Below are 12,620 nucleotides of genomic sequence, written 5' to 3'. Positions count from 1 at the left end.
GCGCAGGACATCATCGACGGCAAGATCGACGCGGAGAACAACCCGCTGAAAAACGCCCCCCACACGGTGCGCGATCTGGTCGGCGACTGGGACCGCCCCTACACCCGCGAACAGGCCTGCTTCCCCCCGGGCTCCATGGGCGTCGACAAATACTGGTCCCCCGTCAACCGCGTCGACAACGCATATGGCGATCGAAACCTCATCTGCACATGCCCACCAATGTCAGACTACGAAGACGCCGCAGAATAATCTCACACACAAAAAACCCCCGCAATAAAGCGGGGGTTTTCTTAAGGTATGAACCCGTCGGGCATGCCAAAGGGCGGCGTGTCCACACTGGGATCAGTGAGGGCGTGCAGGAAAGCAATGAGGGCGTCGATTTCCCTATCTGACAAGTCCACGGGGGCGATATCGATCTTGCGGCGCTGACGTGCCATTTCGAAACGATCATCCCAGACCAAAAAATCTGCCTTTTGCAGCCATGGAACCTGAGGCAAGGCGGACATTTCGCGTGCCCATTTTGCAAGGCTGCTTTCAGGGTCCAGGTGGTGGCGGATCATGCTTTCCAGATCGGGGAAGGCACCATTGTGACCATAGGGCGCTGTCAGCGCCACATTGCGCAGCATTGGGGTGCGGAACCGATAGGCGTCTTCCAATCGGTTACTCTCACCCAGGCGCCCAACATCCCGGGCATACGGGTCCCATTGCCGGGTCCTGCCCGGCCCGAAGGGCGGCAGACCCAAGGCGTGAAATTTCTGATCAGATAGCAACGGACCGGAATGGCAGGATGCGCATCGCGCTTTGCCATAGAACAGGGTCATGCCGTTTTTCTGAGCCTCAGAAAGCGCAGCAGCGTCTCCAGCCAGGTATTGGTCAAACGGGCTGTCAGTGCTGCGCCATTCGATTGCCATGAACGCGGCAAGCGCATTTGCGATTTGGGTTATCGTAATGTCTTTTGGCGTTTCAACGTCGTCGAACGCATCGACCATGGCTGACCGATAGCGCGGATCGGTGCGCACCCGTTTGGCAAGGATCGGCCAGCCTTTGTCGATCCGGTCATGCACTGCGCCTGTAACTTGATTTTCGGCCACGTTCCCGGCCATTTCGAACTGCGCGGTCAACGGGAACAGCGCTTGAGCAGCCAATAACGAGTTTAATCCCTCGGGCAGCCATTCCTGCGCAGGAGAATTGAAGCCGTTGCCATAGATATCAGATTTGCTGAGGCGGCCATCGTGAAACAGCGTGTGTATGTCCTTGGCCCCAAGGTTCCACAAGCCAGGTGCGTTGCGTGGGATGCGCTTGCGAATTCTATCCGCCCCAGCCCCAGGGGTACGATCTGGTCCCAATCCAACGCCACCTTCCCCGATGCCCAGGGACAGACCGTCTGACGTACCAAAATTCGGATGATGGCAATGGGCGCAAGTGATGTTGCGATTGCCCGACAGGATCGGATCGTAAAAGAGTTGATGACCGATGGCGGCCTGTTCCATATCAAAGGGCAGGAAATCATCATCGTTAAGCGGGCGCGGCAAATCCTGTGCTGCAGCAGCCCCGGCCCACAGGAGTGCAACAGCCATATGCGCCAGTTTGTAATTGCCCTTTGTCTGATCGCCACACCGGCGCTGGCCGAATTGGAACAGGCGCGTGATTTGATGGAGGCTGGTGCATTCGAGGCCGCGCGTGAAGAACTGATGCCAGCGGCGCGGTCCGGAAATGCCGAGGCCGAGGAACTGATTGGCGTGATGTACGGGTTGGGCCTTGGGGTCGAGCAGGACTATGAGCGGGCGTTCGACTGGTATTTGAGGGCCTCGATGAAAGGGCATCCGGGGGCGCAGTCCGGGGTCGGCTGGTACTATGAATTGGGTTTGGGCATGCCCGCGCCCGATCTGGTACGCGCTTACATGTGGTATACGCTCAGCGCGATTGGTGGTGATCCCGACGCCGCGATCAGCCTGGAAGAAGTGGTCAAGAAAATGACGCCGGAGCAGGTCGAAAAGGCTCATGTTATGGTGAACGATTACAAAGGGTGGATGTATCCGTTTCGGTGATAGGGCCGGGCTGAAACAACCCGGCCCTTTCGGTTAGTTGAGGTCTGCGTCACGCGACGCATTGATATCCGCCTCGGCCGCAGCCACGGCATCTGTCAGCGCAGTAAAGACCTGATCGCCACGGGTCACGTTGGTCTGGAACCATTCGTAAACCGGTGTCGCGACTTCTTTGAATGCTGCCTTTTGCTCGGGCGTGGGCACATAGAGATCACCGCCACCAGCGACGAAATCCTCATACGCCTGGATCGATTTGCGCTTGGGCGAGGCAAACGTCGCCTGCTGCAGAGCGTAGAACCCATCCACGACGACGCGGCGCATGTCTTCAGGCATCTCCTGGAACTTGGCGTTATTCATCCACCACAGCGCGCCCATGTAGGCATGACCGTCCAACGTGACATATTGCAAACCCGCATCCGGGAACTTCATCCCCATGATGTCGGTGATGCCGTTTTTCGACCCTTCAACAACCCCGGTCTGAAAGCTGGTGAACAGTTCCGGCCAAGGGATCGGGGTGGGCGAGGCGCCCAGAGCCTTGACAAGTTCCTGCGGCAGGTCCGCAACCACGGTACGGATCTTCAGACCTTCCATGTCAGCGGGTTCGGCCACACGGCGCTGCGTATTTGCAAAGTTGCGCCAGCCACCGGTGTTGCCAATGGTCATCAGGCGGATCGCACCACCAGAATCCTCAAGTGCCATGTCGCGCATCGTGCGGGTGAAATCGCCGGAAAGAACATGCTCCGCCACGCGGTCATCTGCCATCAGGTAGGGCAGGTCCAGAACCTGCACATAGGGGAAGATACCAGAGGCACCACCCGAAGTGGAAATGTAGATGTCGATGGTGCCATCAGCCACACCCTGCAGGCACTCGGCCCCGTTCGAGCACAGTTGTGTGCCGATGAACAGCTCGACCTCAATCGCACCGTTTGAGGCGGCTTCGACATAATTCTTGAAGACGATCAGCCCGTCATAGTCTTCGTCGTTCTCGTTTGAATTCGCTGTGGCGCGCAGCGTGTAATCGGCCGCCGTCGCCGCAATGGCGGACGCGGCCACCAGCGATGTGGCCATCGCCGCGGTTTTGATGAATTGTCTGAGCATGCGTTTCCTCCCTGTGATACTCAGTTAGTTTGCAAATCCCGTTATTCTCGGGATCGTCATTGATAGTGCCGGGATATATGTGATCAGGAAGATCACGATGATTTCGACGGCCAGGAACGGCAGAATGGCCTTGGCGATGGTCTCAACCCGTTCGCGCGAGACCGCTGCGGCCACAAACAGGACCAGCCCCATGGGTGGCGTGGCCAGACCGACGGTCAGGTTAACGCTCATGATGATGGCGAAGTGGATCGGGTCGACGCCGAGGCTGGTGAAGATCGGACCCAGGATCGGGCCAAGGATGATGATCGCTGGACCTGCATCCAGAAACATGCCGACAACAAACAGCAGCAGGTTGATCAGGAACAGCAGGATCAACGGGTTTTCCGACAGGCTGAGGATCAGCGACGCCAGCTGTTCGGGCGCATGGCTGAGGCTGACCACGGTCTTGAACGCCATCGCGGCACCAACCAGCAGCAAGACAACCGCCGAGGTCATGCCTGCGTTGCTGAGAACCTCGGGCACTTCTTTCCAAGACAAGGTGCGCAATACGAAGAAGCCGATGAGGAAGGCATAGCCCACGGCGACAGCCGCCGCCTCGGTCGGTGTAAAGATACCGCCCAGAATACCGCCCAAAATGATGACCGGCGTCAGCAACGGGAAGAACGCCTTGAGGCTGGCTTGCCTGCGTTCGCCCCAGGTATATTTTCGACTGGCAACCGGAAAGTCATACCGGTCTGCCATCAGTTTGATCATCAGCATCAGGCCAACGCCAACCATGACGCCCGGAACGATCCCGGCCAGGAACAGCGCAGCGACGCTTTCACCCATGACATAGGCGTAGATGATCATGATGCCCGAGGGCGGGATAATCGGACCAATGACCGAACTGGCTGCGGTGATCGCTGCGGCGAACTTGCGGGTGTAGCCCTGTTTCTCCATCGCAGGGATCAGCATCGAGCCAAGCGCCGAGGTGTCGGCCACTGCAGAACCCGAGAGGCCCGCGAACAGGATCGAGCTGAGCACGTTTACATGCGCCAGACCGCCGCGCAGATGACCCATCAAAGCCTGACTGAATTCGACAAGACGGATGGTTATGCCGCCGCGGTTCATCAACTCTCCGGCCAGCATAAAGAACGGGATCGCCATCAAGGGGAAGCTGTCCATGCCGTTATAGACATTGCGGTAGAGCAGGGTGATGTCGTTGGTCTGACCGTTCAGCCACAGCAGGATGCCGGGCGCGGCTAGCAGTGCGAAGAACACAGGCAGGCCAATCAGCAGGAAGATCAGGAAAGTGGGCAGGAACCAAATCAGCATTATTCAGCCCCCACTGCAGCATCAGGAATTTCTGGTAACAGGTGACCACCGCCCAGCATGGTAATGAATGACCGTAGGATCAGTTCGATGTTGACTGAAATCAGCAGAACGATCCCGACCAGCAGCGAGGCCATCATCCAGCTGCGGGGAATGCGGTACCATTCGTCAAACCCGAGGGATGTTGGAAGGTAAAGCGCAGCGGTTGCGAACTTGCCGCCAAAGCCCGTTACTTCGGACCAGCCGATTGTAACCGCGACCAGCAGCACCGCCAGCGAGACCAGAAGAAGGGAGATGTTCAGTGTCTGCCCGACAACGCGCGGCAGGAATCGTTGCAGCATGTCGATGGCGACGAAACCACCGCGTCGGAACGCGGTAGGTGCCATCAGGCCCGTCATCCATAACATGCAGAACCGCGCGGCCTCATCCGGCCAGGGCAGGGCGTTGCCCAGAATATATCTGAAGAACACCTGAATCAGGATCGCGATCACCATCAATGCAATCGCGACCACACCCACCGCGCGGCCGAGCCGCAGCGCGGTTTCGTTCACGAATGCAATCGGTGCCAGCACCGATGCCAGTCCGCCCATGCGGATCCTCCCATTGCGGCCACGGGTTTTCCCCGCAGCGGTTTTCCCACGCTTATTGGTGCGCGAATTGGCCGAGTTTCCCGGCATAAAAGGTCAGCGCGTCTCCATCCGCCATGCTGACCTTCAAAACTTTGCCCACGACAATAACGTGATCACCTGCGTGGTGATACGCATGTTGTTCGCATTCGAACCGCGCCAGACAATCCGGCAGCAGTGGTGTTCCGTTTTCACAGCGCTCGTGCTCGATGTCCCGTAGGGCATGGGCGTTCTTGGAACACCCAAAGCAAAGCTCGGCCTGTTCGGCTGACAGAACGTGAACGCTGAAATGACGCGCCTTTTGAAAATAGGGGAACCGGCGCGAATTTCGATCGCCAGCCCACATCACCAAAGGCGGGTCCAGAGACAGGGACGAAAAGCTGTTGGCTGTGATGCAGATCGGCCCGTCCTCGCTGTGGCAGGTCACGATCGTCACCCCGGTGGCAAAACGGCCAAAAGCGTCCCTGAGGGTGCGCGTGTCGTCCTTATGCGGGACGAATGTATGGCCCATGTCCTTTGAGATTGCGTTCATCACGGTACCTCTTGTCCCAGTGCCGCCTCATAAAGGCGGTACCAGGTTTCGCGATCCAGATTAACTTTCAGAGCGTCGGAAATCCGTTTGATACGGTTCAGATTGTTGGTGCCCAGAACCGGAAGAATACCAGCAGGGTGGGCCAGCAGGAATGCAACGGCGACGGCGGCGCGGTCGACGCCGAACTCATCGGCGACTTCATCAGCAACCAACCCGACCGGTGGATTGCCGGCCATCAGCATCCCGCCGCCCAAGGGGGACCACGCCATCAGGGTGTGGCCGTGCTGCTGGTGGAACGCCAAATCGCCATTGGTGAATGGGCCGATCTCACCCAGAGATATTTCGATCTGGTTGGTGACCAGTTGGGTTTTCATGGCCGATTGCAACAATTGCCAGTCGCACGGACGGAAGTTGGACACACCAACGGCCCCTACTTTGCCGCAGGCGACCACCTCATCCAGCGCAGCGCCGGTTTCATGGTGATCCATGAAGGGATCGGGGCGGTGAATCAGAAGCAGGTCGATATGATCAATCGCCATTTCCTGAAGTGAAGTTTCGACGGATTTCAGGATGTGCGCACGCGATGTGTCATAGTATTTGACTTTGGCACCCGCATAGCGACCGCAGGGCGCGACGATGTCACATTTGGTGACAATCTCCATCTTTTGACGCAGGCCGGGATTGGCGCGCAGAGCGTTGCCCAGAACGGCTTCGGCGCCGTAGTCGCCATAGATATCCGCTTGATCGAAGGTGGTGATGCCTTGATCCAGGCAAGCTTGAATCTTGGCCTCGACATGGCCCGCCGAGGTGTCGCTGTCATCGCCCAGCCGCCACATGCCGTAGACAAGGCGGCTCATCTTCAGCGTTTCTGATATTTTAACACGTTGCATCAACGACGCACTCCGTTGCCCAGCGGCGTCGCTGGGATGTTGGTGGGGACCCGTCCGTAAGCTTCTGGAAGGGAGCAGGTTTTTAGGCCGGGCATCACGCGGGTGCCGAAATGGCGGGCCTCATCCAAATGCGGATAGCCCGAGAAGATGAAGGCGCGGATGCCCATCTTTTGATACTCTTCAATCTTGGACATGACCTGATCGGTCGAGCCGACCAATGCCGCACCGCAACCCGACCGGGCGCGACCAACGCCTGTCCAGAGGCCCGGCTCGACATAACCATATTCATCGGCAAGGTCGCGGTTCTTGGATTGATGCGCGACGCCCAGAGATGTGGAGTCCAAGGCGCGCTCTCGGATCGTTCGACCATACTCATCGTCCAGCTTGGACACGATGTAGTCGGCATATTCCTGGGCCTCGGCCTCGGTATCGCGGACAATCATGTGAACCCGCAGACCATAATCCAGTGTGCGTCCGCATTCGTCGGCGACTGCATGAACGGCCTTCATCCGTTCGGCCAATTGATCTTTGGTTTCTGGCCACATCAGGTAGACGTCACAATGCTCACCGCACAACTGTAAGGCGGACGGGGAATAGCCGCCGAAATACAGCAGCGGGCCGTCGGTTTGATACGGTTTTGCGGGATCGGTGGTCAGGCCAGCAAAATTGTAAACCTCACCAGCATAGTTGATCTTATCCTGCGTCCAGGATTGTTTCAGGATCTCGACCACTTCGCGCGAGCGCTGGTAGCGATAGGTGCTGTCGGCTTTTTCGCCGGGAAAGTCGGATGAGATGATGTTGATCGTCAAACGCCCTTTCAACATGTGATCCAGCGTGGCGATGGTTCGGGCCAGCATGATGGGCTGCATCTCGCCACAGCGCACGGCAGCCAGCATGTTGATCTTTTCGGTGATCGGCGCGCAGCCAGCGACAAAGCTAAGCGTGTCCTGACCGACCTGATAAGAGGACGGGCACAGGATGTTGCGGAACCCCTGCGTCTCGGCTTCTTTCACGATGCCGGAGCAATGGTCCCAGCTGGATCGCAGATCACCATCCGGCACACCGAGAAACTGATAATCATCCGAGCAAAGCGCTGCAAACCACGAAACCTCAGCCGCATCCAGATCGGGTGAGGTGATGGGGACAATTGTCATCTGAGCCGCGCTCCGCGTTGAATTTTCTTTTTCTCTTGCGTAGCAATCACATTGATGTAGATCAATAGTGTATCAATTTTTCCTGCGACCGAATGAAGCGCCTGCCGTGACACCAACGAGCCGAAATCCGAACGCCCTGCCGATATATGTCCAGATCTCGGAACTGCTGATCCGGGATATTGCGGCTGGTCGCCTGATCGACGGAGAGCGCCTGCCCCCGGAAAGGGACATGGCAGCCGAGTTGCAGGTTTCGGTCGGGACTTTGCGAAAATCGCTCGCAGAGCTTGAGAAAAAGGGGATGTTGGAACGCATTCAGGGTTCGGGCAATTACGTGCGCGAGACCGGAACGCAGAACAGCGTCTATGCGATGTTCCGGCTAGAGCTGCCGGAAGGGGGCGGTTTGCCGCGCGCAGATATCTTGTCGGTTGATCAATTGGAAAAGCCGGACGATCTGCCGCAATTTGGAAAATCCAACATCGGATCACGCGTGCGCAGAATGCGGTATCTGAATGACACAATTATCGCGGTTGAGGAAATCTGGCTCGACGAATCAGTAGGATTGATCGACCGGAGCCTGCTGTCAGACTCGCTTTACCGTTACTACCAGCAGCAATTGGGGTTCTGGATATCGCGTGCGGAAGATCGGGTTTCGGTCGGATCATTGCCCGACTGGACACCCTCAGGATTTACCAAGCCGATCGGAGAAACAGTTGGATATATCGAGCGGTTCAGTTGGACCGAAAAGCCCGATCCGGTCGAGTTTTCAAAAACATGGTTCGATCCAGATCGGGCCACCTATGTACAACGCCTGAAATAAGAAGAATGAGGGACTGCGCATGACCCGGACCATAAACTACGGGCTGATTGGATGCGGCATGATGGGGCAAGAGCATCTGCACAATATTGCGCTGCTGGAGGGCACCCGTGTGTCGGCGATTTTCGAACCCGACGCGGGCATGGCAAAGATCGCGCAGGACATCGCGCCGGATGCGTCGATGGTGTCTTCGGTCCAGGCGTTGCTGGCGGTTGATGATCTGGATTGTCTGGTGATCGCCAGCCCAAATCACCTGCATGCAGATCAGCTGAATGAAATCGCCCGGACACGTCCGCTACCGTTGCTGGTCGAAAAGCCCTTGGTTACCGATCCCGACGATGCGGCCCGACTGGATGTGATCCAGCAAAGCTATCCCCATCCTATTTGGATAGCGATGGAATACCGTTACATGCCCCCGATCGCGGAATTGATCTCGCAGGTTCGGACGGTCAGCGGCGGCGTGAAGATGTTGTCAATCCGGGAACACCGCTTTCCGTTTCTTGAAAAGGTTGGGCACTGGAACCGCTTCAATCGCAACACCGGCGGAACCTTTGTCGAGAAATGTTGCCACTTCTTCGACCTGATGCGGTTGCTCCTGCAATCTGACCCGGTGCGGATCACTGCGAGCGGGGGACAGGCGGTCAATCACCTGGACGAAACCTATGAAGGGGAAACACCGGACATCCTGGATCACGGCTATGTGCTGGTTGATTTTGCATCCGGCGCGCGGGCGATGTTGGAATTGTGCATGTTTGCTGAAGGCTCTCGCTATCAAGAAGAAATCTCGGCCATTGGACCAGATGCCAAGATCGAGGCCTTGGTGCCAGGGCCAGTGCGATTCTGGCCCGAGCATCTGGGCGAGCCACCGGTGCCGCAGGTGATCGTCAGCCCGCGCGATCCGAAAGGTCCGGTCGTGAAAGACATTCCGGTTGATCCCCGTTTGCTTGCAGCGGGGGATCACAACGGATCCACATTCTATCAGCATCAGGCGTTTCTCGAGCTGGTGCGCGGAGAGCGCGCGCAACCGGATGTGTCGCTGAAGGATGGGCTTTGGGCAGTCCAAATGGGATTGGCGGCGCAGGAGGCTGCTATCACCGGCGAAGCTGTTCACCTGACGGGCTGAGTCGCTGGTGGCAAGGTTCGGACTGGCGAAGAAATTGCGCCTATCGGAAACGCGCGTTCCAAATGCCCACATTATTCGGTGTCGTTTTTGACCTTCAAAGGGTCTTTTCCGCTTGCGTGCCTGCTTTAGGGAAAATACGTCTGGCGGTGGGACACCCCTCCCCAACGAGGGGCGTGTATCTGGAAGGATAATACACATGAGCACCGAACAACCGGCGACGCGGCCGGCCAATCCGCGTTTTTCCTCTGGCCCTTGTGCCAAACCCCCCACATTTGATCTGACCAAACTCGCCGATGCTGCGCTGGGCCGTTCGCATCGTGCCGCTGTTGGCAAGGACAAGCTGAAAGCTGCGATTGAAGGCACGCGTGAGGTTTTGGGCATTCCTGCCGATTACCGCATTGGCATCGTTCCTGCCTCGGATACTGGCGCGGTTGAAATGGCACTGTGGTCGTTGCTGGGTGAACGCAAGGTCGAGATGCTGGCCTGGGAAAGCTTTGGTGCGGGCTGGATCACGGATGTGATTAAACAGCTGAAAGTCGATGCCGAGGTCAAAACTGCTGACTATGGCCAGCTTGTTGATCTGGCATCTGTCGATTTTGCCAACGACGTCGTCTTTACCTGGAACGGCACGACCTCGGGCGTGCGTGTGCCCAACGGGGACTGGATCGCCGATGACCGTCAGGGTCTGACGATCTGCGATGCAACCTCGGCGGCCTTTGCGATGGATCTGCCCTGGGACAAGCTGGATGTGACCACGTTCAGCTGGCAAAAGGTTCTGGGCGGTGAAGCTGCGCATGGCATGCTGATCCTTAGCCCCCGCACGGTGGAACGGCTGGAAAGCTACACCCCAGCATGGCCCCTGCCCAAGATTTTCCGCCTGACCAAAGGCGGCAAGCTGATCGAAGGTATTTTCACCGGTGCTACGATCAACACGCCGTCGATGTTGGCGGTTGAGGATTATCTGTTTGCGCTGGACTGGGCGCGCTCGGTTGGTGGTCTGCAGGGCTTGATCGCCCGCGCAGATGCCAATGCCGGTGCGGTGCACGCGTTCTGCGCGCAGAATGATTGGATCGCCAATCTGGCTGAAGATGAGGCAACAGAGTCGAATACATCCGTGTGCCTGAAATTCACTGACGCCCGTATTCAGGACGGCGCGCGTTTCGCCAAGGCCGTCGCTAAACGGCTTGAGGCAGAAAACATCGCGCTGGACATTGGTGCCTATCGCGACGCCCCTGCAGGCCTGCGCATCTGGTGCGGTGGCACGGTCGAAACGTCGGATATCGAAGCGATGCTACCCTGGCTGGCCTGGGCTTTCGAGGCTGAGATCGCGGCGCAAAGCGTAGCTGCCTGACGTTTCCAATTTTCACCGGGCCGCAACAGGCCCGGGCTTTCCACATATTGAAGGACCAGAAATATGGCCCCCAAAGTACTCGTCTCCGATAAACTCAGCGAAACCGCAGTTCAGATTTTCCGCGATCGCGGCATCGACGTGGATTTTATGCCCGATCTGGGGAAAGACAAAGACAGGCTGGCCGAAGTGATTGGTCAATATGATGGCCTTGCGATCCGGTCGGCCACCAAGGTCACGCCGACTATTCTGGACAAGGCAGACAAGCTGAAGGTCATCGGTCGCGCCGGGATTGGCACCGACAATGTCGACAAAGATGCCGCTTCAAAAAAGGGCGTGATTGTGATGAACACGCCGTTTGGCAACATGATCACCACTGCCGAACACGCGATTGCGATGATGTTCGCTGTGGCGCGGCAAATCCCCGAGGCCAGCACCTCGACCCATGCGGGCAAGTGGGAAAAGTCCAAGTTCATGGGGATCGAGCTGACCAACAAAACTCTCGGCGTGATCGGTGCGGGCAACATCGGTGGGATCGTCTGTGAGCGTGCCTTGGGTCTGAGGATGAAGGTTGTTGCCTATGATCCTTATCTGGGTGAAGAAAAAGCCGCCAAAATGGGCGTTGAGAAAGTCGAATTGGACGAGTTGCTTGCACGCGCCGATTTCATCACTTTGCACGTGCCTCTGACCGACCAGACCCGCAACATCCTGAGCCGTGAAAATCTGGCCAAGACCAAGCCGGGTGTGCGTATCGTCAACTGTGCCCGCGGCGGTCTGGTCGATGAAGAAGCGCTGGCTGAGATGCTGCAGTCGGGTCATGTGGCGGGGGCTGCGTTTGACGTATTCAAAGAGGAACCGGCAAAGGATAACCCTCTGTTCAACCTGCCCAACGTGGTCTGCACCCCACATCTGGGCGCGGCGACGACAGAAGCGCAAGAAAATGTGGCGCTGCAGGTGGCCGAACAGATTTCGAATTACCTGCTGACCGGCGCGGTAGAAAACGCGCTGAACATGCCCAGTGTTACGGCCGAAGAGGCCAAGGTCATGGGGCCATGGATCAAACTGGCCGGACATCTGGGCAGCTTTATTGGCCAGATGACGGACGAGCCGATCAAGGCGATCAACATCCTCTATGATGGTGTGGCGGCCGAGATGAACCTCGCGGCGTTGAACTGCTCTGTGGTCGCGGGGATCATGAAAAAGTTCAATCCCGAGGTGAACATGGTCTCGGCGCCGGTTGTCGCCAAAGAACGTGGGATTAAGATTTCCACGACCAATCAGGACAAGTCGGGTGTCTTCGAAGGGTATATCAAAGTGACCGTCGTCACCGACAAGCGCGAACGCTCAATCGGTGGTACCGTATTCAGCGACGGCAAACCGCGGTTTATTCAGATCAAAGGGATCAACATCGACGCCGAAGTTGGTGCCCACATGCTGTACACCACCAATGAAGACGTCCCGGGTATCATCGGTACGCTGGGTCAAACCATGGGTGAGCATGGGGTCAACATCGCCAACTTTACTCTGGGTCGGTCTGAGGCCGGGGGCGAGGCGATTGCGTTGCTCTATGTCGACGAGTTGGTTCCGGCAGAAGCGCGTGCCAAGCTGGCCGAGACTGGTTTGTTCACGCAGATCAAGCCGCTGGAATTTGACGTCGTCTGATCTGTGGTACTGAATAT

13 protein-coding genes are annotated in these 12,620 nt (G+C 57.5%); 6 read left to right on the top strand and 7 right to left on the bottom strand.

Annotated elements, in window-relative coordinates:
• A partial coding sequence (locus tag D9K61_RS15635) for a hypothetical protein (RefSeq protein WP_162946918.1) occupies positions 1–249 on the top strand: 249 nt, incomplete at its 5' end.
• A gap of 41 nt (positions 250–290) precedes the next feature.
• On the opposite strand, the gene D9K61_RS15630 is transcribed toward D9K61_RS15635, so the two are convergent.
• The gene (locus D9K61_RS15630) at positions 291–1,577 is read right to left on the bottom strand and encodes a cytochrome-c peroxidase (protein WP_120634122.1); all 1,287 of its coding nucleotides are present in this window, start codon (positions 1,575–1,577) and stop codon (positions 291–293) included.
• Between D9K61_RS15630 and D9K61_RS15625 the strand changes: the two genes are divergently transcribed.
• Positions 1,578–2,048 (top strand): tetratricopeptide repeat protein, encoded by a 471-nt coding sequence (locus D9K61_RS15625; RefSeq protein ID WP_120634121.1) that lies wholly within the window; start codon positions 1,578–1,580, stop codon positions 2,046–2,048.
• Between the two features lie 33 nt (positions 2,049–2,081).
• On the opposite strand, the gene dctP is transcribed toward D9K61_RS15625, so the two are convergent.
• From dctP to D9K61_RS15595, 6 genes are read right to left on the bottom strand one after another with little or no spacing between them, the layout of a single operon-like run.
• Positions 2,082–3,143 carry a TRAP transporter substrate-binding protein DctP gene (gene dctP / locus D9K61_RS15620; protein WP_120634120.1) on the bottom strand — a complete coding sequence of 354 codons (1,062 nt, stop codon included), beginning with the start codon at positions 3,141–3,143 and terminating at the stop codon, positions 2,082–2,084.
• Positions 3,144–3,167: 24 nt separating this feature from the next.
• The gene (locus D9K61_RS15615; RefSeq protein ID WP_120634119.1) at positions 3,168–4,457 is read right to left on the bottom strand and encodes a TRAP transporter large permease; all 1,290 of its coding nucleotides are present in this window, start codon (positions 4,455–4,457) and stop codon (positions 3,168–3,170) included.
• A complete protein-coding gene (locus D9K61_RS15610) occupies positions 4,457–5,044 on the bottom strand; it encodes a TRAP transporter small permease (protein WP_120634118.1) in 588 nt (195 codons plus the stop codon). The genes D9K61_RS15615 and D9K61_RS15610 overlap by 1 nt, the downstream gene beginning before the upstream one ends.
• A gap of 52 nt (positions 5,045–5,096) precedes the next feature.
• Positions 5,097–5,612, bottom strand: coding sequence for a flavin reductase family protein (locus tag D9K61_RS15605; protein WP_120634117.1), 516 nt, complete (start codon positions 5,610–5,612; stop codon positions 5,097–5,099).
• The gene (locus tag D9K61_RS15600) at positions 5,612–6,502 is read right to left on the bottom strand and encodes an aldo/keto reductase family oxidoreductase (RefSeq protein WP_120634116.1); all 891 of its coding nucleotides are present in this window, start codon (positions 6,500–6,502) and stop codon (positions 5,612–5,614) included. Before D9K61_RS15600 ends, D9K61_RS15605 begins: the two co-directional genes overlap by 1 nt.
• Entirely contained in the window at positions 6,502–7,656 is a 1,155-nt protein-coding gene (locus D9K61_RS15595; protein WP_120634115.1) for an LLM class flavin-dependent oxidoreductase, read from the bottom strand. The genes D9K61_RS15600 and D9K61_RS15595 overlap by 1 nt, the downstream gene beginning before the upstream one ends.
• A gap of 106 nt (positions 7,657–7,762) precedes the next feature.
• Here D9K61_RS15595 and D9K61_RS15590 point away from each other — a divergent pair, with 106 nt between their 5' ends.
• The 4 genes from D9K61_RS15590 to serA all read left to right on the top strand — a co-directional run bounded on the left by D9K61_RS15590 (position 7,763) and on the right by serA (position 12,603).
• A complete protein-coding gene (locus tag D9K61_RS15590) occupies positions 7,763–8,473 on the top strand; it encodes a GntR family transcriptional regulator (RefSeq protein WP_120634140.1) in 711 nt (236 codons plus the stop codon).
• Between the two features lie 19 nt (positions 8,474–8,492).
• Positions 8,493–9,593, top strand: a complete 1,101-nt coding sequence (locus D9K61_RS15585; RefSeq protein ID WP_120634114.1) for a Gfo/Idh/MocA family protein — start codon at positions 8,493–8,495, stop codon at positions 9,591–9,593.
• A 196-nt stretch (positions 9,594–9,789) separates the two neighbouring features.
• Positions 9,790–10,944: a phosphoserine transaminase gene (locus D9K61_RS15580; RefSeq protein ID WP_120634113.1), complete on the top strand. Its 1,155-nt coding sequence runs from the start codon at positions 9,790–9,792 to the stop codon at positions 10,942–10,944.
• A 63-nt stretch (positions 10,945–11,007) separates the two neighbouring features.
• On the top strand, positions 11,008–12,603 hold the full coding sequence (gene serA, locus D9K61_RS15575; RefSeq protein WP_120634112.1) for a phosphoglycerate dehydrogenase: 1,596 nt from the start codon (positions 11,008–11,010) through the stop codon (positions 12,601–12,603).
• The last annotated feature ends 17 nt before the right edge of the window (positions 12,604–12,620 follow it).

The sequence above is a fragment of the Ruegeria sp. EL01 genome (genome assembly GCF_900313035.1).
Classification (GTDB): domain Bacteria; phylum Pseudomonadota; class Alphaproteobacteria; order Rhodobacterales; family Rhodobacteraceae; genus Ruegeria.
Note: the sequence above shows the minus strand (reverse complement) of the source record. Positions and strands in the feature narration are given on the sequence as shown.

Bases quoted from the DNA above. Each gene is read 5' to 3' on its own strand.
- serA (WP_120634112.1), top strand. From the start codon at position 11,008: ATGGCCCCCAAAGTACTCGTCTCCGATAAACTCAGCGAAACCGCAGTT.
- D9K61_RS15625 (WP_120634121.1), top strand. From the start codon at position 1,578: ATGCGCCAGTTTGTAATTGCCCTTTGTCTGATCGCCACACCGGCGCTG.
- D9K61_RS15610 (WP_120634118.1), bottom strand. From the start codon at position 5,044: ATGGGCGGACTGGCATCGGTGCTGGCACCGATTGCATTCGTGAACGAA.
- D9K61_RS15585 (WP_120634114.1), top strand. From the start codon at position 8,493: ATGACCCGGACCATAAACTACGGGCTGATTGGATGCGGCATGATGGGG.
- D9K61_RS15595 (WP_120634115.1), bottom strand. From the start codon at position 7,656: ATGACAATTGTCCCCATCACCTCACCCGATCTGGATGCGGCTGAGGTT.
- D9K61_RS15580 (WP_120634113.1), top strand. From the start codon at position 9,790: ATGAGCACCGAACAACCGGCGACGCGGCCGGCCAATCCGCGTTTTTCC.
- D9K61_RS15615 (WP_120634119.1), bottom strand. From the start codon at position 4,457: ATGCTGATTTGGTTCCTGCCCACTTTCCTGATCTTCCTGCTGATTGGC.
- D9K61_RS15605 (WP_120634117.1), bottom strand. From the start codon at position 5,612: ATGAACGCAATCTCAAAGGACATGGGCCATACATTCGTCCCGCATAAG.
- D9K61_RS15630 (WP_120634122.1), bottom strand. From the start codon at position 1,577: ATGGCTGTTGCACTCCTGTGGGCCGGGGCTGCTGCAGCACAGGATTTG.
- dctP (WP_120634120.1), bottom strand. From the start codon at position 3,143: ATGCTCAGACAATTCATCAAAACCGCGGCGATGGCCACATCGCTGGTG.
- D9K61_RS15600 (WP_120634116.1), bottom strand. From the start codon at position 6,502: ATGCAACGTGTTAAAATATCAGAAACGCTGAAGATGAGCCGCCTTGTC.